Here is a 24,195-nt window from a genome sequence, read left to right as displayed (position 1 = left end):
GCCCCCACGGTCGTCGACGTCGGCGGCCACCCGTAGCATCGACGCATGCCGCCCCTCACGTCCGCTCGCGTCGACGCCTGGCTCTGGGCCGTCCGGCTCTTCAAGACCCGCTCGGCCGCCAACGCCGCCTGCCGCGCCGGTCACGTACGGGTCAACGGCGAGCGTGTGAAGGCCGCCCAGGCCGTCCGTCCCGGTGACGAGGTCCGGGCACGCATCGCGGGCTTCGAGCGCATCGTCGTCGTCAAGACCTGCCTCGTGAAGCGCGTCGGCGCACCGGCCGCGGCCGAGGCGCTGACCGACCTCACCCCCCCGCCACCGCCGCGCGAAGAGGTCGCTGCCGTGCCGGTCCGCGATCGCGGCGCCGGCCGTCCGACCAAGCGCGATCGCCGCGAGATCGAGCGCCTCCGGGACCGCGCCGAGAGCTGACACTCGCTCGACCCACCCGATCGCGGGCTCCCCGCACTGGGGTGGACCGGTCCGGTATCTGTGCGAACGCATCGTCTACGCTGAGGTCACGGCGCTGCCCCGACAGCAGCAGCCTCGGGTCGGGGGACTCGGGGTCACGCCGACCCCAGGGGGACGACATGAACACGACCGACGCGGCGATGCCGACCGAGCGGGGCACCGTGACGGTGCGACCACGGCGCGAACTCGCCCGGGGCGCCACGCTCACCGGCGTCTTCAGCCTGTCTCCCGTGCTGATCGCGGTGCTGTGGCTGACCCTGCCGACCGGCCACCAGTGCGGCGTGCTGGCCGTCACCTGCGGCGTCGTGGTCATGGGACTGCTCATGTACTGGCGCTACCGCCTGTCGTACGCGGCGGTCACCCGCACCGAGTTCGTCAAGCGGGGCTGGCTGCCCGGCTTCGTGCGACTGCGCCGCGACGAGATCGACTCGCTCGTGCTCGTCCGCACCTACCGCGACCACTCGACCGAGACCTCCACGCAGTTGCTCGCCCTCGACGACGAGGGTCGCCGCCTGTTCCGCATGCGAGGCACCTACTGGTCCGAGACGTCCGTGGACGCCGTCGTCGACGCGCTCGGCATCCCCACGACCGTCCTGCCCCGCCCGCTGACCCGGCGCGAGTTCTTCGCGGCCTACCCGGACAGCCCGTACTGGTACGAGAGCCGCCCGTGGATCGGCGCCACGATCGCGGGCATCCTCTTCACCCTGGGCACCGGCACCCTCGTGGTGCTCTTCCGGGTGTTCGGCAGCGGCGCCTGACCTCGTCCACCGGACGCGGGCCCGACCGGCTCGTGATTCAGCGCCGGCGCAGCGTGCCGAAGATGCCCTTCACGACCTCGCGCACGACCGCCTTGCCGGCGCTCGACCCGAGGACCTCGCCGAGCAACCCCCCGGTCGACCCGGCCCGCGACGAGCGGGACCCCGAGGAGGCGCGGGTCGTCGCCCCCCGCCCGGCACGGGCCTTCGCGGCCGCCCGCTCGGCCCGCTCGAACTCCTTCTGCTGACGTTCGTACTCGGCCTGCGCGGCCTTCCGCTCGCGTTCGGCGGCGGTGACGGCCTTCGCATCCGCCCTCTCGCGGGCCGCGGCCTCCTTCAGCTGGGCGTCGATCGTGGCCTGCCGCGCCGCGGCGTCGGTTCGCTCCCGCTCGTCGAGCGCGGCGGCCTCGAGCTTGCGGGCCAGCATCTCGCGGGCCGAGTCACGGTCGATCGACGCCCCGTAGGCGGCGGTGAGCGGTGACGCGGCGACGGCGGCCGTCATGACGTCGGCGGGCGTCGGCGCCATCGAGCCGCGCGGGGCGCGGAGGCGCGTCCACGCGACCGGGCTGGGAGCCCCCTTCTCGTTCATGACCGTCACCACCGCCTCCCCGGTGGCGAGGCCGGTGAGCACCGCGGCGAGGTCGTAGTCGCTCGTCGGGTACGTCGACACCGTCGCCCGCAGCGCCTTCGCGTCGTCGGGCGTGAAGGCGCGGAGCTGGTGCTGGACGCGCGAGCCGAGCTGGGCGAGCACCTCGCCCGGGACGTCCTTGGGGGTCTGGGTGACGAAGACGATGCCCACGCCCTTGGACCGGATGAGCCGGACGGTCTGCGTGATCTGCGCCAGGAACTCCTTCGAGGCGTCGGCGAACAGCAGATGGGCCTCGTCGAAGAAGAAGACGAGCTTCGGTCTGTCGAGGTCGCCCACCTCGGGCAGGTCGTTGTAAAGGTCGGCGAGCAGCCACATCAGGAACGTCGAGAACAGGGCGGGCTGGTCGTGCACCCCGGGCACCTCGAGGAGGCTCACGACGCCCCGACCGTCCTCGGCCGTGCGGAGGAACTCGGCCGTGTCGATCTCGGGCTCGCCGAAGAACGCGTCGGCCCCGCGGTCGGCGAAGGTGATCAGCTCGCGCAGGATGACCCCGACGGTCTGCTTGCTCAACCCGCCGAGTCCCTCGAGTTCACCCTTGCCCTCGTCGCTGGTCAACCAGGTCAGCACGGCCCGCAGGTCGGAGAGGTCGAGCAGCGGCAGCCCGGCCTGCTCGGCGTAGTGGAACACCAGGCCGAGGCTGCTCTCCTGTGTGTCGTTCAGGCCGAGCACCTTGCTGAGCAGCAGCGACCCGAAACCGCTCACCGTGGCGCGGACCGGCACGCCGGTGCCCTTGCCGCCCAGGGCGAAGTACTCGGTCGGTGCGGCCTGCGGCGACCAGTCCTGGCCGATGCCCCGCGTGCGGGCCAGCAGCTTCTCGTTCGCCTCGCCCGGCGTCGCGATGCCCGAGAGGTCGCCCTTGACGTCGGCCGCGAACACCGGCACCCCGGCCGCCGAGAGCTGCTCGGCGAGCACCTGAAGGGTCTTGGTCTTGCCCGTGCCGGTCGCCCCGGCCACGAGGCCGTGCCGGTTCAGCATCGCGAGCGGGATGCGCACAGGCACGTCCACCCGCGCCTCGCCGTTCACGAGGGCGCCGAGCTCGAGGGCGGGACCGTCGAAGCCGTAGCCCGCGCGGATCACGTCGACCGCCGCCTCGTCGAGCGGCCCGCCGAGCGGGGTGGGGAGGCCCTCGACCGGGGCGCCCGCGACCGGCTCGGGTTCGGTGAGCCCGGCGTCGGCCGCGGCGTCGGCGACGTCCGCCTCGGCGGCGAGCTGCTCTGCCCGCGCGAGTGCCGCCTCCGCGTCCTGCTTCGCCTTCTCGGCGGCGGCGACCGCTGCGGCGGCCTCCGCCCTGGCCTGCTCGAGCGCGTCCGTCATGCGGCCAGCCTAGGCACCCTGCGCGCTGCGGTCCGGGCGAGTTCGGCGACACCGGGCGACGCCGAACGCCCGCCTCGCACGGACTCGACCGGGATCGACGGCGCGAGCGGGACCGACCGGGCGAGCGACACCGTCAGGCCGGACGACCCTGCCAGATCCAGCCGCGACCGCGCACGCGCTCCTGCTCGTCGAGCAAGCGATGCGCGACCGGGGCCCAGAGCACCACCGCGACCCCGGCGCCGATCAGCAGCCCGCCGATCGTGTCGGTCAGCCAGTGCGCGCCGAGGTACGTGCGGCTGAGCAGCATCAGCACCGTGTAGACCACACCGGCGACCCACACCCAGACGCGTCGCAGGATCACCCCCAGCACGACGGCCAGCGTCGCGGCGTTGGACGTGTGCCCCGAGGGGAACGAGCCGTAGTCGCTCACCACGAGGATGTCCTCGGGGCGGGCACGGCCGAACGTGTGCTTGACGACCTGGACGACCCCGGCACTGACCGCGCAGGCGGCGATCCAGTAGAGCGCGGCCCACGGGCGACGGCGCAGCAGGAACACCGCGGCGACGCCCAGCGGGACGACGAAGACGCCGACCACCCCGGCACCGATCGAGTTGAAGATCAACGAGGGCACGTCCCAGAACGGGCTGCGGTGCTCGACCAGTTCGCCCATGAACCGCTCGTCGACGCCGATCACCCCCGACCGGGCCGTGATCACGACGCCGAGCAGCAGCACGACGCCGATGGCGCCGAGCGCGCTGAACACCCACCAGCGGCGCTGCACACGCCGGGCCACCCGCTCTTCGGACGGCGAGGCGGGCTTCGGGGCGAGCGGGTCGGTGCGCATCCCCAGACGGTACCGGGAGGCGCGGGTCGGTGACCGGGAGGCACCGGTCGTCGACGCACGACGGTCGTAGACGGACGACCGGGAGGCGCGGGTCAGCGACCCAGCGCCGGCACCGTCCGCGGGCGCACCAGCAGCCACAGGCTCGCGATGGCCACGCACGAGGTGGCGACCATGACGCTGCCCATCGGCACGGCGGACCCGATGCCGAGGAACCCGACCACCGGCGAGATGAGTCCCGCCAGCCCGAAGTTCAGCGCACCGAGCAACGACGCCGCCGTCCCTGCCTCCTTGCCGTGGTTGGCGAGCCCGAGCACCTGGACCTGCGGGAACGAGAAGCCGCAGGCCGCGATGAAGAACCACAGCGGCACGAGGATGCCCACGAGCCCGGCCCCGAGCGAGTCGAGCACGACGATCGACGCGGCGGCGAGCAACAGGACGACCGTCGAGCAGGCGAGGATCCACTGCGGCCCGACCCGCCGGGCCAGCCGCGAGCTGATCTGGACGCCGGCGACGATCCCGAGCGAGTTGATCGCGAACAGGTAGCCGTACTGCTGGGCGTTCAGGCCGTACACCTCTTGGAAGAGGAACGACGAGGCCGAGAGGTACGAGAACAGGCCCGAGAAGACCATCGCCCCGATCAGGGCGACGCCGACGAAGATCCGGTCGCTGAAGAGCACCTTGTAGCGCTGTCCGAGGGTCGTGTGCCCGGCCTCGTGCCGCCGCGCGGGCGGCAGGGTCTCGACGATCAGGAAGATCGCGGCGATGATCACGAACGCGCCGTAGGCCACGAGGAACACGAAGATGCCGCGCCAGCTGGTGAAGGCCAGCAGCTGCGAGCCGATGACGGGCGCGACGATGGGGGCGAGCCCGTTCACCAGAGCGAGACGCGACAGCATGCGCACGAGCGGCAGCCCACCGAACAGGTCGCGCACCGTCGCCATGGCGACGACGCCCCCGGCGGCGGCACCCATGCCCTGCAGCACCCGGAAGACGGCGAGCAGCTCGATGGTCGGCGCGCTGGCGGCGCCGATGCTGGCGAGGATGTGCACGGCGGTCGCGACGATCAGCGGCGTGCGACGGCCGACCTTGTCGCTCCACGGCCCGACCAGCAGCTGCCCCACCCCGAAGCCGATCGTCGTCGCCGTCAGCGTCAGCTGGATGACGCCGCTGTCGACGGAGAAGTCCCGGCTGAGTTCGGGGAACGCCGGCAGGTAGAGGTCGATCGTGAACGGCCCGAGCGCGGTGAGGGCGCCGAGCACGACGACGTAGACGAGCCGCTGGCGGCGGGTCAGGGAGTCACCCGGGTGGACGACGGTGGTCAAGAGGCAGGTCCTGTCTGGGGGGTCGCGGAGGGGCGGTCACGGAGGAGGGGCACGGGGCGGTCACGGGTCGGGGCACGCGAGGAGGCGCGGCCAGGACGACCGGGCCGGCTCGCGGCTCGAATCGATGCGACCGAGCCATAGCGCGCGACCACCACGGGATCGGAGGGGGTGGAAGGGAGGGGAACGGCGTCGCTGCACGACACCCGTCGGTTCTCAGCCTAACCCTGCCGTGGACCCCCGCGACAGCCCTTCCGCCTCGGCGGCTCGCGCCGTGCCGTGTCGGCGCGTCGGCCCGGTCTAGGCTCGACCTGGCCTCGGACGCGATCGTCCCGTCCGGGTCCCCGAGGAGGAACGTCCATGGTCGACGCGCGCATAGTCCAGACCACGAAGGCACTGCACGCCGCCGTCGTCGAGCTCGCCTCGACCCGGCCCGTGTCGAGCATCTCGGTCGCCGACGTCACCCGGGCCGCGGGGATCAACCGCGCCACGTTCTACAGCCACGCGACCTCGCCCGGCAGCCTGCTCACCGCGGTGCTCACCCCCGAACTCGACGCGATCCGTGACGAGGACCACGTGCTGCGGCTCGACGGCCGGGCCGACGGCCCCGACGCGACGCGGCGCGCGATGGAGAAGGTCGTCGACCACGTCGTGCGGTACCGCGAGATCTACCGTCTCGCCCTGCCCGACCCGCTCGACGCCTCGATCCACCAGGCGCTGGCCCGCCACTTCGAGGAGTCGAGCGTTCAGCACCTCGCCGGACTGCCCGCCGGCAGCCTCCCCGAGGGGCTCGCGGTGCACATCGCCGCCGGCCACCTGGCACACGGGCTCGTGGGCGCCGTCGAGGCCTGGCTCGGCGGCAAGCGGACGAGCCGACGCGCCCTGCTCGACACCATGAACCTCATGCTGCCCACCTGGTGGGGTTGACCCGGAGCGCTCCCCGTTCCGACGGGTCGGCGGGACGCCCGACCGCCTAGAAGGCGCGCAGCAGTCCCGGCCCCACGCGCAGCACCCCGTCGGTGAGCGGTTCGCAGCGGACTCCCCCGCGTCCTCGCAGGGCGCGGAACGCCCCTGCACCGAAGACCACGTCCATCCACGCGCACGGGTTCGCCGCCCGTGTCGCGCGGAACGACACCGGGCCGTCGCCCGTGTCGAGGTCGAACTCGTACCCCACGAGGGCATCGACGTCGACACCCCTCACGACCACGTTGCGCCGCGCCAGGGCGGCGTCGAGCCGGGCCCCCGGGGGCAGGCCGAGCTCACGGGCGACGTGCTCCAGCTGCTCAGCCGCGAAGAGGGTGACCGAGGCGCCGCGGTGCGCCGGAGCGTTGAAGTAGCGGTCGCCCACGATGCCGAGGTGGGCCCGCACGGTGACGGCGTCGTGCGACTCGCGCCCCGTGGTCGGTGCCGGGGCCGGGCCGTCGGCGGGGCGGCCGACGTAGCGGGACCGGGGCGACGCGAGCAGCAGCTCGACCGTGACCGGCGTGGTCGACGCGGCCCGCGCCTCCTGCGCTCGTCGGTCGGTGTCCACGGACGCACGATACCGCCCACCGACGACGACGGCCGGACACCCCGTGCGGGGTGCCCGGCCGGTGCCGGTGCTGCCCGGGGGCAGCGGGAGTGCTACTTGGTGAGCGGCTCGAGCGTCGTGTCGTTGGCGTACGCCTCGGCGGCGTTGTCCTTGGTCACGATCTGCGGGGGCAGCAGGTAGGCCGGGACGACCTTGCTGCCGTTGTCGTACGACTTGTCGTCGTTCGTCTCGGCCTTGTCGCCCTTGCTGAGCGAGCTGACCATCGCGACGGCCTGCTTCACGAGGTTGCGGGTGTCCTTGTTGATGGTCGAGTACTGCTCGCCGGCCATGATCGACTTGACCGACTCGACCTCGGAGTCCTGACCGGTGACGGTCGGGATGTCCTTGCCGGCCTGCTTCACCGAGGTGATGATGGCGCGGGCCAGGGTGTCGTTCGGGCTCAGGACGCCGTCGAGCTCCTTGTCACCGTAGGTGCTGGTGAGCAGCGAGTCCATGCGACGCTGAGCGTTCTCGGGCTTCCAGCCGTCGGTCGCCGTCTGCTTGATGTCGGTCTGGCCCGAGGCGACGACGAGGGTGCCGTCGTCGATCTTCGGCTGCAGGACGCTCATCGCGCCGTCGAAGAAGACCTTCGAGTTGGCGTCGTCCGACGAGCCGGAGAACAGCTCGACGTTGTAGGGGCCGTCGGCCTTCTTCGCGGCCATGCCGTCGAGCAGGGCCTGGCCCTGGAGCTCGCCGACCTTGAAGTTGTCGTACGCGACGTAGTAGTCGACGTCCTCGGTGTTGAGGATCAGGCGGTCGTAGGCGATGACCACGGCGCCGGCGTCGTGGGCGGCCTTGACCTGGGTGCCGAGCTGGCCACCGTCGGCGGCACCGATGATGATGACCTTGGCGCCCTTGGTGACCATGGACTGGATCTCGTCCTGCTGGTTCGCGACGGTGCCGCTGGCGGCCGCGTACTGCACGTCGGGCTTGAAGCCGGCGTCGGTGAGGTCCTTGGTGAACAGGTCACCGGCGAGGACCCAGTTCTCGCTCGTCTTGGCGGGCAGGGCCACGCCGATGGTCGAGCCGGACTCGAAGCCCGAGGCCGCGTCGCCCGAACCCGCGTCGGTGCGGGCCGAGTTCGAGCAGCCGCTCAGGATCAGCGTCGTTGCTGCGGCGACCGCGAAGGTCGTCAGCGCGAGTTTGCGCATGCTGTGTCTACTTTCTCGTTGTGAGGGTGGTGCCGTGTGGTCGCCCGCGGTGCGGACTCCCGGTGGAGGCGCGCCCGGCCGTCGATGGACGGGCGCGCGGGTGGTGGGTCTAGTTGGGCGTGGTGGCCTTGGGGCGCTGCACGTCCGAGATGTCGCCGTTCGGGGTGAGGGCGGGCTCGGTCGTCTCGGCGTCGCGTCCGACGCCGTTCTGGGCGCCCGGCGGCAGGTCGGAGGCCGCGATGCCGTTCTTGTCGCGACGCAGGCCCCGGGTGAGGAACCCGGTGATGGAAGGACGACCCTGGCTCTTGTTGTAGACGTCGACCGCGACCGCGATCAGGAGCACGAGGCCCTTGATCATCTGCACCTTGTCGGAGCCGACGCCCATGAGCTGCAGGCCGTTGTTCAGCACGGCGATGACGAAACCACCGACGATCGAGCCGGTCACCGTGCCGATGCCGCCGGCGACGGCGGCGCCACCGATGAAGACCGAGGCGATGGCGTCGAGCTCCCAGTTGAGGCCGTCCTGCGGGCCGGAGGCACCGGCACGGGCGACGTAGATCATGCCGGCCAGAGCGGCGAGCACGGACATGTTCATCATGACGAAGAAGTTGATGCGCTTCGCCTTGACGCCCGAGAGCTCGGCGGCGTGAGAGTTGCCACCCACCGCGTAGATGTGCCGACCGAAGATCGTGTTCTGCGTGACGAAGCCGTAGACCAGGACGAGCACGCCGAGGATGATGCCCGAGATCGGGAACGACGTCCCGACGCGGCCGCCGGCGAACAGCGTCGCGGCGTAGGCGATGATCGCGACCAGCACGACCAGCTTGACGGCGCTGACCCAGAGGGGAGCCCGCTCGGAGCCCATCTTCTGCTGGATGCGACGCAGACGGAACTCGTTGTAGACCACGGCGACGATGATGACGAGGCCGAGCAGCAGGGTCGCGTTGTTGTAGCCGGTGTTCGGACCGAACTCGGGGAGGTAACCCGCGCCGATGACCGTGAAGCCCTCGGGGACCGGGATGGTGTCGGCGTTGCCGACGAACTGGTTGGCACCGCGGAAGAGCAGCATGCCGGCCAGCGTCACGATGAAGGCGGGGACGCCGACGTAGGCGACCCAGAAGCCCTGCCAGGCACCGATGACCACGCCGACCACGAGGCCGAGCAGGATCGCGGCACCCCACGGAAGACCCCAGCTGTCCATCGCCTTGGCGACGACGATGCCGCTGAAGGCGGCGACCGAACCGACCGAGAGGTCGATGTGACCGGCCACGATGACCATCACCATGCCGATGGCGAGGATCAGGATGTACGAGTACTGGCTGACCAGGGCGATGAGGTTCGTGGGCTGCAGGGTGAGCCCGTCGGTCAGCACCTGGAAGATCAGGATGGCCACGACGAGCGTCGCGATCATGCCGAACTGGCGCGCGTTCGACGTGTTGCCGCCGAACACCTTCTTCAGGTCTTTGATGCCACTCATGCGGCGTGCTCCTTCTTCTTCGAGGTCATGGTTCGCATGAGCGTCTCGGCGTCGGCCTCGGAGGCCTCGATCTCGTTCGTGACGGAACCCTCGAAGATCGTGTAGATGCGATCGGAGAGCCCCAGCAGCTCGGGCAGTTCGGACGAGATGACGATCACGCCTTTGCCCTGGGCCGCGAGCTGGTTGATGATGTTGTAGATCTCGAACTTGGCGCCCACGTCGATGCCTCGCGTGGGCTCGTCGAGGATGAGCAGGTCGGGGTCGGTGAACATCCACTTCGCCAGGACGACCTTCTGCTGGTTGCCGCCGGACAGCTTGGCGACCCCCTCGTCGACCGTGGGGGTCTTGACGCGCAGGCTCTTGCGGTAGTCCTCGGCGATCGAGTGCTCTTCGTAGGTGTTGACCACGGAGGCCTTCGAGATCTTGGTGAGCTTGGCGGCGACCGTCGAGCGCTTGATGTCGTCGAGCAGGTTGAGCCCCAGCACCTTCCGGTCTTCGGAGACGTAGGCCAGGCCGTTGTCGATCGCGTCCGAGACGTTCTTGATCTCGATCTTCTCGCCGTCCTTGACGATCTCGCCCGAGACGAACTGACCGTACGAGCGACCGAAGATGCTCATCGCGAGCTCGGTGCGACCGGCGCCCATGAGGCCGGCCAGGCCGACGATCTCGCCCTTGCGGACGGTGATGGACGAGCCCTTGCAGACGAAGCGTTCGGCGGTCTGCGGGTGGCGCACCCACCAGTCCTTGACCTCGAAGAAGACCTCGCCGATCTTCGGCGTGCGGTCGGGGAACCGGCTGGCCAGGTTGCGGCCGACCATGCCGCGGATGATGCGGTCCTCGTTGACGCCGTCTTCTTTCACGTCGAGCGTCTCGATGGTCTTGCCGTCACGGATGATCGTGATGGAGTCGGCGATGGCCTCGATCTCGTTGAGCTTGTGGCTGATCATGATCGACGAGATGCCGCGACCCTTGAGGCCCCGGATCAGGTCGAGCAGGTGCTGCGAGTCGGCCTCGTTCAGGGCGGCGGTCGGCTCGTCGAGGATCAGCAGCTTGACGTTCTTGTTGAGCGCCTTGGCGATCTCGACGAGCTGCTGCTTGCCCACGCCGAGGTTCTTGATGGCGGTGTCGGGGTCGTCCTTGAGGCCCACGCGGGCGAGCAGGTCGATCGCCTTCGTCTTGGCCGCGCGCCAGTCGATGGCCCCGAAGCGGGTCGGCTCGTTGCCGAGGAAGATGTTCTCGGTGATGGAGAGCTCGGGGATCAGCGCCAGCTCTTGGTGGATGATCACGATGCCCTGCGACTCGCTCGAGCGGATGTCGCGGAAGCGCATCTCGGCCCCCTGGTAGACGATGTCGCCCGTGTAGGTGCCGAACGGGTAGACGCCCGAGAGGACCTTCATGAGCGTCGACTTGCCGGCGCCGTTCTCGCCGCAGATCGCGTGCACCTCACCGGCGCGGACCTGCATCGACACGTCGTCGAGCGCCTTGACGCCCGGGAACTCCTTCGTGATGGAGCGCATCTCGAGGATGACGGGAGAATCAACGCCCATGCGGGGCACCCCCGGGGATGTGGCTGCTCGCGAGCTGCTCGCTCTGCGTCACGGCACTGGGCACGTCGTCCTCGACCTTCGACCTCGTCGTCGTCCGCCGGTGATGTGCACCGACGGGCATCCTGTGATTCGTCGCCGCCGTGCCGGGCCGTTCGTCGAGGCTGGCGTAGGGGCCGGACCCGCCGAATGTGACCGTTCACACTGCGACTGGAGCAAAGCTAATCCCGAGAGGGGATGCTGTCAAATGCCGATGCCGATCCGTTATGGAACGCAGGCCGACCGACGCGCGCCGCGCCTCCTGAGGGCTCGTCCCGCCGTGTGGCGCCGGGCCGGTCAGAGGAACCAGGGGCGCGAGGTCGAGCCGCGCACCACCAGTTCCGGAGGGATCAACGTGCGGTCGACGACCGTGCCGCCCTCGAGCTCGGCCACGACGAGTTCGACGGCGCGCCGGCCGATCAGGGCGAAGTCCTGACGCACGGTCGTGAGCGGCGGCCACAGGTGCGGCGCGGTCGGCGAGTCGTCGAAACCGACGACGCTGACCTCGCGGGGCACGTCGACGTCGGCCTCGCGGAAGGCGTGCAACAAGCCCACGGCCATCAGGTCGTTGGCCGAGAAGACGGCGGTGAAGTCGCGGCGACGCAGCAGCTCTTGCCCGGCCGTGTAGCCGAAGTCGGCGGTCAGGTCGCCGAGGATGGGCGGCTCGATCGACAACTCGGCCTCGCCCATCTCGAAGAGGAAGCCCTGCATCCGCTCGTCGGCCTCGATCCAGTCCTGAGGGCCGGCGACGTGCACGATGTGCCGATGGCCGAGGTCGATCAGGTGCCGGGTGGCGAGGCGCGCCCCTTCGAACTGGTCGACCGAGAGGCTGTGCGCCCGCGCCCGCTGCGTCGAGTCGAGCGCGACGATGGGCACGTCGAGGTCGAGCTCGTCGATCACGTCGAAGAACTTGCGTTGCGGAGCGATGACGATGATCGCCTCGACCGCCTGGTTGGTCAGCAGCTGCAGACTCGCCCGGACGTCGTCCGACACCGTGGTCGTGCTCGCGATGCTCAGCCGGTAGCCGGCGGTGCGGGCCGCGACCTCGATGGCGTTGACGATCGTCTGCGGCCCGAAGTGGACGTTCTGCAGGGTGAGCACGCCGATCGCCTTCGACCGGCTGGTGACCAGGGCCCGCGCCGCCTGGTTCGGGCGGTAGCCGATCTCGTCGATGACGTCGAGCACCTTCTGCCGGGTGCTCGGCCGGATGCTGGGGCTGTCGTTGAGCACGCGCGAGACGGTCTGGTACGAGACCCCCGCGAGGGCGGCCACGTCGCGGATGTTGGGAGCACGCACCTTGTCGATGTCAGGCTTCACCGTCGCTCCGTCGCTCTGTGACCGGATGATGTGACCGTACACATCGTCGTCCGGAGACCATTATGCATTCCCCGGAGGCCACCCATGACCCGTCCGGGGGTCATCACCGCGTCATGGCCTCCACTCGTCGGTCGAGCGCCGGCGCCGTCGGCCGGAGGAGGCGCGGTCACCGACCGCGGGGCACCGCCCGGCCGCTGAGGGCGAGCGCCAGCACCGCCACGCCCGTGCCGACCGCGAAGCAGGCGACGAAGGCGATCGGGCTGGACGCCCCGCCGAGCAGCCCGAAGGCGGCCCCGGTCAGGGCCAGCGCGACGGCCGAGCCGGTGGAGTCGGCGATGGTCAGCGCCGAGCTGTTGAACCCGCGCGCGGACTCGGTCGAGAGGGCGAGGACGAGCACCGAGAAGCGCGGGTACATGAACCCCATGCCGAACCCGGCGACGGCCCAGGTCGCGATGAGGAAGGCCGGTGGCAGGTGGAACAAGGGGGTCAGCGCCGCGACGACGACGCCGATCAGCACCAGGACGATGCCGATGCGGATGCCGTCGCGCTGGGCCACCCGGTCGCCGAGCCGCCCCTGCACCCAGCTGGCGAACGCCCAGCCGAGCGCCCCGAGGGTCAGGGTGACCCCCGAGGCCGAGGCGCTGAAGTCGTATCCGGCCGAGAGCATGTACGGGATGTACACCTCGCTGCCGAGGAACGCCGCCCCGACCAGGCCGCGCAGCAGCACCAGGGTGGGCAGCCCCGGGGTCGCGCGCAACGTGCCGGGCGGCAGCAGGGGCCTCAGGGCCACGGCGAGCACGACGACCGCCAGGACGATGACGACGACGGTGAGCCAGGTCGGGAACTCGGACACGAGGTTCAGGGCCAGCACGCCGAGGGCCGCGCCGATCGACCAGAGGATGCGGCCGATGCTCCACGGGACGCGCTGCCCGCCCTCGGCCACCACGGGCGGAGGGACGCGACGCAGGCTCGGCAGGACGGCGAAGAACGCCGGCACGGCGAGGCCGAGCGCCCCGAGGAAGACCCAGTGCCAGCCCACCGTCTCGGCCACGACGCCGGCGACGAGCGGCCCGACCAGCCCCGGCACGACCCAGGCCGCGGCGAAGCCCGCGAAGATCGAGGGGTGCAGACCCGGCGGGTAGAGCCGGGCGACCATGACGTAGAGCCCGACGATGACCGCGCCCGAGCCGACGCCCTGGACCAGGCGGCCGAGCAGCAGCACGACCATGTCGGGCGCGGTGCCGACGACGAGCAGCCCGACGGCGAACAGCAGCATCGACGCGATGACGACGACGCGGGGCCCGCTGCGGTCGGCCCAGTTGCCCGCCACCACCATGCCGACCAGGCCCGAGGCGAGGGGCGCGGCGAAGCTGAGCGAGTAGAGCGCCTCGCCGTCGAGCTCGCGGCTGATGATCGGCATGATCGTCGTGACCGCGAGCGACTCGAAGGCCGCGATGCCGATCAACGCGCACATGCCCAGCGTGGCGAGCCGGTACCGACCGCTGAGCACGCCCTCGGGGCGGGTGCTCACGGCGGCGTCGGACATGCGACGAGCCTAGGCCGAGCCGCCGACACGACGCGACGGCGAGGGACGGGACGCGACGACCCGAGGAGGCGCGGTGCAGGACTCCCCCGCACCGCGCCTCCTCGGGTCGTGTCGCGAGACGCCTAGGCGTCGAGGCGCGAGAGCGCCTGCGTGACGTCGCCGAGCAGGTCGTCGACGTCCTCGATGCCGACCGACAGCCGCACGATCGAGTCGGGCACCTCGAGCTCGGTGCCGCGCACCGAGGCGTGGGTCATCTCGCTCGGGTAGCCGATCAGCGACTCGACGCCGCCGAGCGACTCGGCCAGCTGGAACAGCTCGGTCGACTCGGCGAACCGCCGGGCCGCCGCGGCACCCGCGGTCAACTGCACCGAGAGCATGCCGCCGAACGCCCGCATCTGCCGGGCGGCGAGCTCGTGCCCCGGGTGCGACTCGAGCCCCGGGTAGTAGACGCGCTCGACGGCCGGGTGGTCCTCGAGTGCGTGGGCGATCGCCAGAGCGTTCGACGAGTGGCGGTCGACGCGCACGCCGAGCGTCTTGATGCCGCGCACCGTCAGCCAGGCCTCCATCGGCGCCGACACGGCTCCGACGCCGAACTGGATGAAACCGACCTTCGCGGCGAGCTCGTCGTCGCGCACGACCACGGCCCCGCCGACGACGTCCGAGTGGCCGCCGATGTACTTCGTCGTCGAGTGCACGACCGCGTCGGCCCCGAGCGCCAGGGGCTGCTGCAGGTACGGCGACGCGAAGGTGTTGTCGACGACGACGACGGCTCCGGCCGCGTGACCGATCTCGGCGAGCGCCGCGATGTCGCTGATCTTCATCAGCGGGTTGCTGGGCGTCTCGACCCAGAGGACGGCCGTCGGGGCGGCCTGGACGGCGGCGCGCACGGCGTCGAGGTCGCTCATCTCGACCGTGTCGAGCGTGACTCCCCAGGGCACCCAGACCCGGTTGACGAGGCGGTGCGTGCCGCCGTAGACGTCGTTGCCCATGACGATGCGCGTGCCGGGCGCCAGGACCGAGCGCAGCAGCGCGTCCTCGGCCGACAGCCCCGACGCGAAGCTGAACGCCGCGGCGCCGCCCTCGAGGTCGGCGAGCAGGGTCTGCAGCGAGTCGCGCGTCGGGTTCGCCGACCGGGCGTACTCGTAGCCGCCGCGGAACCCGCCGATGCCGTCCTGCACGAAGGTGGACGACTGGTAGATCGGGGGGACGACGGCACCGGTGGTGGGGTCGAACTCCTGGCCGGCGTGGATCGCCCGGGTCGAGAAACCGTGGGTCATGGGGTGTCCTTTCGAGGGGGACGGGTGGTGCGCAGACGGAGGGGGACGAGGAGGCTCGGGTCGGGTCACCGGATCACGGTGCCGATCCGGCCGCTCAGGAGGAGAGGAAGGAGAGGACGTCCTGGCGGGTGACGACGCCGACCGGGCGGCCGTCGTCGGTGACGAGCAGGGCGTCGACCGACTCGAGCGCGGACCGGGCCGCCGAGACGGGCTCGTTCACGCCGATCAACGGCAGCGGGTCGCCGAGGTACGCCGAGACGGCGTCGCCCATGGTCGCGCCGCCGCGGAAGATCGCCTCGAGCAGCGCCTTCTCTTCGATGGCGCCGACGACCTCGCCGATCACGACCGGGGGCTCGGCCGAGAGCACCGGCATCTGCGAGACGCCGTAGGTCTTCATGATGCCGATCACGTCGTGGACGGTGTCGGACGGGTGGGCGTGGACGAGGTCGGGCAGCTGGCCCGTCTTCGACGCGATCAGGTCGCGGACCGACCGCTCGTCGTGGCTGACGCCGAAGCCGTACGAGCGCATCCACGCGTCGTTAAAGATCTTGCCGAGGTAGCCGCGCCCACTGTCGGGCAGCAGGGCGACCACGACGTCGTCCGGCCCGAGCTCGCGGGCCACGTCGAGGGCGGCGGCGACGGCGAGCCCGGACGAACCGCCGACCAGCAGGCCCTCTTCGCGGGCGAGGCGTCGGGTCAGCTCGAACGAGCGGGCGTCGTCCGCGGCGATGATGCGGTCGACGACCGAGGGGTCGTAGGCGGCCGGCCAGAAGTCCTCGCCGACGCCCTCGAGCAGATAGGGGCGACCGGTGCCGCCGCTGTAGACGCTGCCCTCGGGATCGGCGCCGACGACCTGCACCGCGCCTCCGGAGACCTCTTTGAGGTAGCGGCCCGTTCCGCTGATCGTGCCGCCGGTGCCGACGCCCGCGACGAAGTGCGTGATGCGACCGTCGGTGTCGCGCCAGATCTCGGGGCCCGTCGTCTCGTAATGGCTGAGCGGGCCGTTGGGGTTGGCGTACTGGTTCGGCTTGAAGGCGCCGGGGATCTCACGCGCCAGGCGGTCGGAGACGCTGTAGTACGACTCGGGGCTGGTCGGCTCGACGGCGGTCGGCGTGACGACGATCTCGGCGCCGTAGGCCTTGAGCACGTTGCGCTTGTCCTCGCCGACCTTGTCGGGCAGGACGAAGACGCAGCGGTACCCGCGCTGCTGCGCGACGAGGGCCAGGCCCACGCCGGTGTTGCCGCTGGTCGGCTCGACGATCGTGCCGCCGGGCTTCAGGAGGCCCTCGCGTTCGGCCGCGTCGATGATGCGCGTCGCGATGCGGTCCTTCGACGAGCCGCCCGGGTTGACGTACTCGACCTTGACGAGCACCGTCGCCGTGATGCCCTCGGTCACCTTGTTCAGCTTGACGAGCGGCGTGTCACCGATCAGGTCGAGGACGGTCTCGGCGTACTTCACGGGTGCTCCGGTTTCTGCGCGGCCTCGTGGGGCGCGGATCGGGTGACGGGAGGGGCGGTGTCGGGTGACGACGCCGTCGGCCGAGTCTAACGACGCGCCCTGGTGTGTTACGGGGCGGGACGAGCCATCCCGCGTGCAGATCGTGCAGGATATTACGGACCTCCCAGTAATCCGTGAGACAACTGGTGACGCATCCCCGATCTCGACCGATCCCCGCGATCGATCCCCCGGACGACAGGACTCCCCACGTGGCCGACGACAAGCCCACCGTCAAGCAGCAGCGCGACGCCCGACGTCAGGAGAAGGTCGCCGAGCTCAAACGGCAGCAGGCCCGGGCGAAGCGCAACCGCACCATCGGCATCGTCACCGCCTCGGTCGCGGGCGCGGCGGCGATCGCGCTGGTCGTCACCTTCGTCGTGACGAGCGGCCAGCCGCGGCAAGACCCTCAGGCCATCGAGATCGACGGCGTGAAGACCTACTCCGACCTCACCGCCAACCACGTCGGCGGCAGCGTCGACTACGCGATGACCCCTCCCGCGGGCGGCGACCACAACCAGATCTGGCTGAACTGCGGTGTCTACACCGAGCCCGTGCCGAACGAGAACGCCGTCCACGACCTCGAGCACGGCGCCGTCTGGTTCACCTACGACCCCGAGCAGGTCAGCGAGAGCGAGATCGAGGCGCTGCGCGACTTCGCCCCCGACACCTACGCGGTCGTCTCGCCCTACGAGGGTCTCGACTCCCCCATGTACGTCTCGGCCTGGGGCGCGCAGCTGCCCTTCGCGAACGTCACGGACGACGAGGCCACCGTGTCGGACTTCGTCACCAAGTACTGGAAGTCCACGAACGCCCCCGAGCCCGGTGCGCCCTGCACCGGCGGCGTGGACGGCACCGGCAAGATCGCGTGACCGCAGCGGGGCGTGACGACGCCGACGTGACCGACGGGGCAGGGCCGCACCGCGCCTCCTCGGGTCGTCGGCTGCGGCTGGTGATCGCGGGGGTCCTGACCGTGGCGATCGTGCTGCTGGTCGGCATCGCACTCGGCCGGCTCAGCTCGCCGAACCCGGTCACGCCCGGGACGAACAGCGTCGAGGCAGGGTTCTCGCGGGACATGCAGGTGCACCACGAGCAGGCCGTGCAGATGGCGATGATGGTCCGCGATCGGACCGACGACCCCGAGGTGCGCTCGATGGCCTACGACATGGCCCTCACGCAGTCGCAGCAGGCCGGCCAGATGTACGCCTGGCTCGAGCTGTGGCGCGTGCCGCAGGCACCGTCCGAGCCGACCATGACCTGGATGACCCGCCCGACGCTCGACGGCGACTACGGCAGCCACCACATGACCGGCGACGGAGGCGCGAGCGGCTCGGCCACGCCCGTCGCCACCCACGAACCCGGCGGCCGCATGCCCGGGCTGGCCACCGACGAGCAGCTCGCAGCCCTCGACTCCGCCCGCGGCGTCGAGGCCGAGCGGCTCTTCCTGACGCTGATGATCGCCCACCACGAGGGCGGCATCGAGATGGCCGACGCGATCCTGGCACGCAGCGAGGTGACGCAGGTGCGCGCCTTCGCCTCGGGCATGGTGCAGACGCAGCAGAGCGAGATCGACGCCATGCAGGCGATGCTCGCCGAGCGCAGCTGAGGGACGCCCGGCCCGCTACGGCCTACGCCGAGACCTGCTGCCCGTAGAGCTCGGCGTAGACCCCGCCCAGCGCGAGCAGCTCGTCGTGCGTGCCGCGCTCGACGACGTGGCCGGCCACGACCACGAAGACGACGTCGGCGTCGCGGACCGTCGAGAGGCGGTGCGCGATCGCGATCGTCGTCCGACCGCGGGTCGCGGTGTCGAGAGCCTCTTGGACCACGCGCTCGGACACCGTGTCGAGGGCGCTCGTCGCCTCGTCGAGGACCATCACCGCCGGGTCTTTGAGCAGGACGCGGGCGATGGCGATGCGTTGTTTCTCGCCACCCGAGAGGCGATAGCCCCGCTCGCCGACGATCGTGTCGTAGCCGTCGGGGAACGACGCGATGGTCTCGTGGATGTTGGCCTGCCGGGCCGCGTCGACCAGTTGCTCGTCGGTCGCGTCGGGTCGGGCGTAGCGGAGGTTGTCGCCGATGCTGGCGTGGAACAGGTAGGTCTCTTGGCTGACGATGCCGATGTTGCCGACCAGCGATTCTTGGTCGAGCCGCCGGACGTCGGTGCCCGCGAAGCGGACCGCACCGCCGGACGCCTCGTAGAACCGCGGGATCAGGTACGACACGGTCGTCTTGCCGGCACCGCTCGGGCCGACGAACGCGGCGAACTGCCCGGGGGCGATGTCGAACGAGACGCCGTCGAGGGTCTTCTGCCCGGGCTCGGCGTCGGGATACGAGAACGAGACGTCGTCGAACTCGACCCGACCGAGCTGCGCCTCGTCGACGGCCTCGGCCGACGGGTCGTTCGTGATGGCCGGGTGGAGGTCGAGGTACTCGAAGATGCGAGCGAAGAGCGCCCCGGAGGTCTGCAGGTCGAGGGCCACCCGCAGCAAGCCCATGAGCGGGAAGGTCAACCGGGCCTGCACCGTGGTGAAGGCCACGATCGTGCCCGCGGTCACCGGCACGTCCCGGAGGATCAACCAGGCCGCGACCAGGTAGATGAGGGCGGGGATGACCGAGAGGAAGATCTGGACGACGGCGAAGAACCATTGCCCGCTCATCTGCTGACGCACCTGCAGCCCGATCTGGGTGCGGTTCTCGGCGGCGTAGCGCTCGACCTCGGAGTGCTGCTGGTTGAAGCTCTTGGCGAGCAGGATGCCGCTGACGCTCAACGCCTCTTGCGTGATGGCGGTCATGTCGCTGAGGGACTCCTGCGTCTTGGTGGCGATGCGGGCACGCACCTGCCCCACCCGGCGCTGGGCCACCACGAGCAGCGGCAGCAGGATCACCGTGACGACGGTCATCTGCCAGCTGAGGACGAGCATGGACACGAAGGCCGCGATGACCGTGACCGTGTTGCCGAGGACGCTCGAGATGGTGTTGCTGAGCACGTTCGCGACGCCACCGACGTCGTTCTGCAACCGGGACTGGATGACGCCGGTCTTGGTGCGGGTGAAGAACGCGAGCTCCATGCGCTGCAGGTGCCCGAAGAGGCGGATGCGCAACGCCCCCATGACCTTGTTGCCGACCGTGGCCGTCAGGTAGGTCTGCCAGACGCCGATGCCGGCCGACAGCACCCAGAGACCCACCATGGCGCCCACCAGCTCGAGCAGCACGGGCACGTCGGGGCCGCCCGGCGGGAACAGCCCCCGGTCGAACGCCTGCTTGGTGAGCAACGGCGGAGCCACGCTGACCGCGGCGCCGATCAGGACCAGCACCACGGTGACGACGAGTGCCCGCTTGTGCGGGACGAACAGACCCCGGATGCGACCGAGCAGGTCGGGGATGCGCGGCGCCGTGGCGTTCGCCGCACGCTGGGCGTCGGCGTCGCCGCTCGACACCCGACCGGAACCACCCGGACGGCCCCCGCCACGGGGACCGCCTGCAGGGGCGTGCATCGAGCTCATCCGGTCAGCGTAGGCCTGACCACCGTCACGGGTGGCCCGCCGCCGGGGTGCGGGGTCCGGGGTGCGAGGCGACGCCCGCAAGAAATCGCCACGGGACCGTCGAGACACGCCGCGACACGCCGTAGAACGACCGTTCGTCCCCCAGTTGTGGGCGCAATGCCCGACAGACCATACGACGGAATGAACACTCAGTTTAGTATGGCGGTGTCGGTGCACCTGACCAGGCTCCGGCAGCCGCGCTCCCCCTACCCGACGGGCGAGCCTCCCGAAGCGGCGGAGCTAGGACCATCGTGAACACGTCGAACCCCACGGCCGTCGAACCACCGAGTGCCGAACTGCAGCCCGCCGACCACCGGGCTGCTCTCGATGCCATCGAACAGGGCTGGACCCAGATCGCCCCCCTGCAGGGAGCGCGTCTGCGCGAGGCCATCCGCTCGACGCCCGAGGAGGAATGGCGGGGACGACCCCGCATCCTGCTCGCCCTGGCCGCGAGCCACCGCTCGGTCGGCTCCCGCTCGCGCAGTGCCGCCCTGCCCTGGTTCCGCGGCGTGGCCAAGGCGCTCGACGCCGACCCCGACCTGCCGCTCGACATCCGGGCGGGCTACCACGTCCACCTCGGTGCGTCCCTGCGTACCCTCGGCAACTTCGTGGTGGCCCACGAGCACCTCGAGGTCGCCCGCACCCTCATCGAGAACGACCTGGCCGAGTCGATCAGCGTGCGCATCTCGCTCAGCGCCTCCTTCTCACTGCAGCTCGGCCTCATCCGCCTGCACTACGGCGAGATCGACCAGGCCCGCTTCGCCCTGAGCCTCGCGAACGGTCTCGGCGAGGACCACCTCAGCACCGCCGAGCGCGTGGAGTGCCTCTCGGCCCTCGCCTTCGTCGCGATGTTGATCGGCGACTTCGACCTCGCCGACCGCCACGTCGACCTCGCCCGCGAGCTCGCCGACGGCACCGACCTGTTGGGCAGCTCGTTCGGCGCACTGACCCAGATCACGCGCGTCCACCTCGCCCTCGAACGCGGTGAGGCCGTCGGGGGCCACGAGGGCCTGCTCGCCGACGTCCGCCAGGCGTCGCGCGGCAGCGACTGGGAGGCACTCGGCCTGTTCGCCGAGGCGCACGTGCTGCTGGCCGAGAGCCGCCACATCGAGGTGCTCGACCTGCTGGCCAGGATCGCCCGCACCATCGACGGCTTCACCGGGCACAGCGCCCTGACCGAGTCGGCGACCGTGATGCGGGCCGAGACCATGCGCCTGCTCGGCCAGCCCCACGAGGCCCGTCGTCTGGCCTCGTCGGTGACCTCGTCGCACCACCACATCCGCTGTCCCGCTCGCGTGCTCGCCCTCGTGCACCTCGCCGCCGGCGAGCCCGAGGACGCCCTCGAGGCGCTCGAGCAGTGCCTCGCCATCGGGGACCTGCACAGCGAGCGCACGATGGGCCAGGTGCACGCGATCCAGGCCGCTGCACACCTCGCGCTCGGCGACGGCCCGCACAGCGACATCGCTTTCGACCGGGCCCTGTTGAGCGCCGGCCACAACGGGTCGATCTGGCTCTTCGCCACGCTGCCCGAGGACGTCCTCGAGCACCTCGTGCAGCGCGCGGTCGGGCGCCGTCAGCCGCCCACCATCGTCGGGGTGCTGGACCGCCTGCGGGGCACCTCGGCGGACGTCGTGCCGCAGCTCGCCGAGCCACTGAGCGACCGTGAGCTCGTCATCGTCCGGCACCTGGCCACCGGCCAGACCCTGGGCCAGATCGGCAGCCAGCTGTTCATCTCGGTGAACACGGTGAAGAGCCACGTCCGCAGCATCTACCGCAAGCTCCAGGCCTCGTCCCGGCGCGAGGCGATGACCCGTGTCAAGCAGCTCGGCCTCGACCTCGACGAGTAGTCCCCGGGAGGCACGGCGTCCCGAGGAGGCTCCGCGCCCCGAGGAGGCACGGCGCCCGCCGTACGGTAGCCTCTCGCGGTGCCCCACGAGTCCCGCGTCACGTCCCGCCCCTCCCTCGTCGCCCAGCTGAGGGCGCGCAAACCCCTCGAGGCGTACGTCGCCGAGAGCGAGGCCACCGCCGACGGCGGACCCCGCCTGCGCCGCACCCTGGGCGTCTGGCACCTCACGGCGATCAGCATCGGTGCGACCCTCGGCACGGGCATCCTGGTCGTGCTCGGCACGGCCGTCCCGCTGGCCGGTCCCGCGGTCTGGATCTCGTTCGTCCTCGCGGGCGTCGCGGCCCTGCTGTCGGCCCTGTCCTACGCCGAGATGGCGGGCAGCGTGCCCGTGTCGGGCTCGAGCTACTCGTACGCGTACGCGACGCTCGGCGAGGGCATCGCCTGGGTCTGCGGCTGGTGTCTCGTCCTCGAGTACGCCGTCTCGGTCGCGGCCGTCGCCGTCGGCGCGGGCCAGTACGTCAACGAGGCCCTCGACGTGTTCGGGCTCGCCCTGCCGGCCGCGATCGCCGAGCCCCCGGGGGCCGGTGGCGTGCTGAACCTGCCCGCGGCGGTGCTCGTCCTGCTCGCCACCCTCGTGCTGGTGCCGGGCGCCCGCGAGAGCGCCTGGGTCAACACGCTGCTCGTCGTCGTCAAGGTGGCGCTCCTCGTGTTCTTCGTCGCCGTCGCCTTCACGGCCTTCAGCGCCGGCAACTTCGAGCCGTTGGCACCGATGGGCGCGGCCGGCGTCTCGGCCGCCGCCTCCCGGCTGTTCTTCTCGTACATCGGCTTCGACGCGGCGTCCACGGCGGGCGAGGAGGCCCGCGACGCGAAGCGAGACCTGCCGCGCGCCATCATCGCCTCGATCCTGATCATCACGGTGCTGTACATCCTCGTGGCCGTCGCCGCGATCGGCGCGCGTCCCTGGACGACCTTCACCGACGGCGAGGCGACCCTCGTCACCATCGTCGCCGACATCACGGGCCAGCCGTGGGTCGCCTTCCTCTTCGCCGTCACCGCCGTGGCGGCGATCGCGAGCGTCGTGCTGACGGTGCTCTACGGTCAGACGCGCATCTTCGTCTCGATGGCCCGCGACGGGCTCGTCCCCCGCGTCCTCGGTCGTGTCTCGGCGCGGACGCAGACCCCCGTCGCCGGCACCCTGATCGTCGGCGGAGCGGTGGCCGTCGCCGCCGCGGTGATCCCCCTGGGCGCCCTCGCCGACGCGACGAGCATCGGCACGCTCTTCGCCTTCGCCCTGGTCAACGTGTCGGTCATCTGGCTTCGCCGCAACCGGCCCGAACTCGACCGGACCTACAAGGTGCCGCTGTACCCGGTGACCCCGATCCTCGGCTGCGCCTTCTGCGTGCTGCTGATGGTGACGCTCGGCTGGGTCACCTGGGCGGCCTTCGCCGTCTGGATGGCCGTGGGCACCGCGGTGTACCTCGGGTACGGTCGGCGACACTCGGTCCTGGCCCGCGCCTCCTGACCCGACCCTCCGTGTGGTCGGCGCGCACCACCGGCGACGACGAAAGGCGCCACCCCGAGGGGTGGCGCCTTCCGTGTGGTGCTGAGCAGACGTGCCGCTCAAGCGCAGAGGGCCGCGGGGGCCCGCCGACTACTTGAGGGTGATCGTCGCGCCGGCGGCCTCGAGCTGAGCCTTGGCCTTGTCGGCGGCTTCCTTCGAGGCGCCCTCGAGGACGGTGCTGGGGGCACCGTCGACGACGGCCTTGGCCTCGCCGAGACCGAGGCTCGTGAGAGCGCGGACCTCTTTGATGACCTGGATCTTCTTGTCGCCGGCAGCCTCGAGCACGACGTCGAAGGCGGTCTGCTCTTCGACCTCTTCAGCGGCGGCGGCGGGGCCGGCGGCACCGGCAGCGGCCACGGGGGCAGCAGCGGTGACCTCGAAGACCTCTTCGAACTTCTTCACGAAGTCGCTGAGCTCGATGAGCGTGAGCTCCTTGAAGGCCTCGATCAGTTCGTCCTGCGTGAGCTTCGCCATGGTGTTCTCC

At 70.9% G+C, this 24,195-nt stretch carries 20 protein-coding genes; 7 read left to right on the top strand and 13 right to left on the bottom strand.

Translation table 11 applies throughout. The features are described 5' to 3' along the window. Positions 1-45: 45 nt before the first annotated feature. Both ASE87_RS01910 and ASE87_RS01905 read left to right on the top strand, forming a co-directional pair. Entirely contained in the window at positions 46-426 is a 381-nt protein-coding gene (locus tag ASE87_RS01910; protein ID WP_056225504.1) for an RNA-binding S4 domain-containing protein, read from the top strand. Positions 427-584: 158 nt separating this feature from the next. Then, positions 585-1,223: a hypothetical protein gene (locus ASE87_RS01905; protein ID WP_056225499.1), complete on the top strand. Its 639-nt coding sequence runs from the start codon at positions 585-587 to the stop codon at positions 1,221-1,223. Positions 1,224-1,260: 37 nt separating this feature from the next. Here ASE87_RS01905 and ASE87_RS01900 read toward each other — a convergent pair whose 3' ends face one another. From ASE87_RS01900 to ASE87_RS01890, 3 genes are all read right to left on the bottom strand, one after another. Next, complete coding sequence (locus tag ASE87_RS01900; protein ID WP_056225497.1) at positions 1,261-3,183, bottom strand: helicase HerA-like domain-containing protein; 1,923 nt, start codon at positions 3,181-3,183, stop codon at positions 1,261-1,263. A gap of 133 nt (positions 3,184-3,316) precedes the next feature. Next, positions 3,317-4,027: a phosphatase PAP2 family protein gene (locus ASE87_RS01895; protein WP_082452351.1), complete on the bottom strand. Its 711-nt coding sequence runs from the start codon at positions 4,025-4,027 to the stop codon at positions 3,317-3,319. Positions 4,028-4,119: 92 nt separating this feature from the next. After that, a complete protein-coding gene (locus tag ASE87_RS01890) occupies positions 4,120-5,349 on the bottom strand; it encodes a multidrug effflux MFS transporter (protein WP_043592904.1) in 1,230 nt (409 codons plus the stop codon). Positions 5,350-5,706: 357 nt separating this feature from the next. On the opposite strand from ASE87_RS01890, the gene ASE87_RS01885 reads away from it, so the two are divergent. Then, entirely contained in the window at positions 5,707-6,273 is a 567-nt protein-coding gene (locus ASE87_RS01885; RefSeq protein ID WP_056225494.1) for a TetR/AcrR family transcriptional regulator, read from the top strand. A gap of 46 nt (positions 6,274-6,319) precedes the next feature. Here ASE87_RS01885 and ASE87_RS01880 read toward each other — a convergent pair whose 3' ends face one another. The 8 genes from ASE87_RS01880 to ASE87_RS01845 form a co-directional block, all read right to left on the bottom strand. Next, positions 6,320-6,877 (bottom strand): MOSC domain-containing protein, encoded by a 558-nt coding sequence (locus ASE87_RS01880; RefSeq protein WP_056225491.1) that lies wholly within the window; start codon positions 6,875-6,877, stop codon positions 6,320-6,322. A gap of 92 nt (positions 6,878-6,969) precedes the next feature. Continuing rightward, a complete protein-coding gene (locus ASE87_RS01875) occupies positions 6,970-8,067 on the bottom strand; it encodes a sugar-binding protein (RefSeq protein ID WP_043592909.1) in 1,098 nt (365 codons plus the stop codon). A 109-nt stretch (positions 8,068-8,176) separates the two neighbouring features. Continuing rightward, positions 8,177-9,544, bottom strand: coding sequence for a multiple monosaccharide ABC transporter permease (gene mmsB / locus ASE87_RS01870; protein ID WP_043592911.1), 1,368 nt, complete (start codon positions 9,542-9,544; stop codon positions 8,177-8,179). Then, positions 9,541-11,091, bottom strand: coding sequence for a multiple monosaccharide ABC transporter ATP-binding protein (gene mmsA / locus ASE87_RS01865; RefSeq protein WP_056225486.1), 1,551 nt, complete (start codon positions 11,089-11,091; stop codon positions 9,541-9,543). Before mmsA ends, mmsB begins: the two co-directional genes overlap by 4 nt. A gap of 333 nt (positions 11,092-11,424) precedes the next feature. Continuing rightward, entirely contained in the window at positions 11,425-12,444 is a 1,020-nt protein-coding gene (locus tag ASE87_RS01860; RefSeq protein WP_233568360.1) for a LacI family DNA-binding transcriptional regulator, read from the bottom strand. A gap of 166 nt (positions 12,445-12,610) precedes the next feature. Next, positions 12,611-13,990 (bottom strand): MFS transporter, encoded by a 1,380-nt coding sequence (locus tag ASE87_RS01855; RefSeq protein WP_056225483.1) that lies wholly within the window; start codon positions 13,988-13,990, stop codon positions 12,611-12,613. A 122-nt stretch (positions 13,991-14,112) separates the two neighbouring features. Further along, positions 14,113-15,267, bottom strand: a complete 1,155-nt coding sequence (locus ASE87_RS01850; protein WP_056225480.1) for a cystathionine gamma-synthase — start codon at positions 15,265-15,267, stop codon at positions 14,113-14,115. Positions 15,268-15,361: 94 nt separating this feature from the next. Continuing rightward, on the bottom strand, positions 15,362-16,726 hold the full coding sequence (locus ASE87_RS01845) for a cystathionine beta-synthase (RefSeq protein ID WP_043592916.1): 1,365 nt from the start codon (positions 16,724-16,726) through the stop codon (positions 15,362-15,364). 248 nt (positions 16,727-16,974) lie between these two features. Here ASE87_RS01845 and ASE87_RS01840 point away from each other — a divergent pair, with 248 nt between their 5' ends. Both ASE87_RS01840 and ASE87_RS01835 read left to right on the top strand, forming a co-directional pair. After that, positions 16,975-17,634 carry a DUF3105 domain-containing protein gene (locus ASE87_RS01840; RefSeq protein WP_052505067.1) on the top strand — a complete coding sequence of 220 codons (660 nt, stop codon included), beginning with the start codon at positions 16,975-16,977 and terminating at the stop codon, positions 17,632-17,634. A gap of 26 nt (positions 17,635-17,660) precedes the next feature. Continuing rightward, entirely contained in the window at positions 17,661-18,368 is a 708-nt protein-coding gene (locus ASE87_RS01835) for a DUF305 domain-containing protein (protein WP_157489634.1), read from the top strand. 22 nt (positions 18,369-18,390) lie between these two features. Here ASE87_RS01835 and ASE87_RS01830 read toward each other — a convergent pair whose 3' ends face one another. Then, complete coding sequence (locus tag ASE87_RS01830) at positions 18,391-20,265, bottom strand: ABC transporter ATP-binding protein (RefSeq protein ID WP_056225475.1); 1,875 nt, start codon at positions 20,263-20,265, stop codon at positions 18,391-18,393. A gap of 290 nt (positions 20,266-20,555) precedes the next feature. On the opposite strand from ASE87_RS01830, the gene ASE87_RS01825 reads away from it, so the two are divergent. Continuing rightward, positions 20,556-22,151 carry a LuxR C-terminal-related transcriptional regulator gene (locus ASE87_RS01825; RefSeq protein WP_056225471.1) on the top strand — a complete coding sequence of 532 codons (1,596 nt, stop codon included), beginning with the start codon at positions 20,556-20,558 and terminating at the stop codon, positions 22,149-22,151. 78 nt (positions 22,152-22,229) lie between these two features. Beyond that, on the top strand, positions 22,230-23,672 hold the full coding sequence (locus tag ASE87_RS01820) for an APC family permease (protein WP_043592922.1): 1,443 nt from the start codon (positions 22,230-22,232) through the stop codon (positions 23,670-23,672). Between the two features lie 129 nt (positions 23,673-23,801). Here ASE87_RS01820 and rplL read toward each other — a convergent pair whose 3' ends face one another. Beyond that, complete coding sequence (gene rplL / locus ASE87_RS01815) at positions 23,802-24,185, bottom strand: 50S ribosomal protein L7/L12 (RefSeq protein ID WP_043592924.1); 384 nt, start codon at positions 24,183-24,185, stop codon at positions 23,802-23,804. Between the last annotated feature and the right edge of the window lie 10 nt (positions 24,186-24,195).

The sequence above is a fragment of the Frigoribacterium sp. Leaf44 genome (assembly GCF_001421865.1).
In the GTDB taxonomy this organism is placed as follows: Bacteria; Actinomycetota; Actinomycetes; order Actinomycetales; family Microbacteriaceae; genus Frigoribacterium.
The sequence above is the reverse complement of the archived record's forward strand: the minus strand, read 5'-3'. Positions and strand labels throughout refer to the sequence as shown.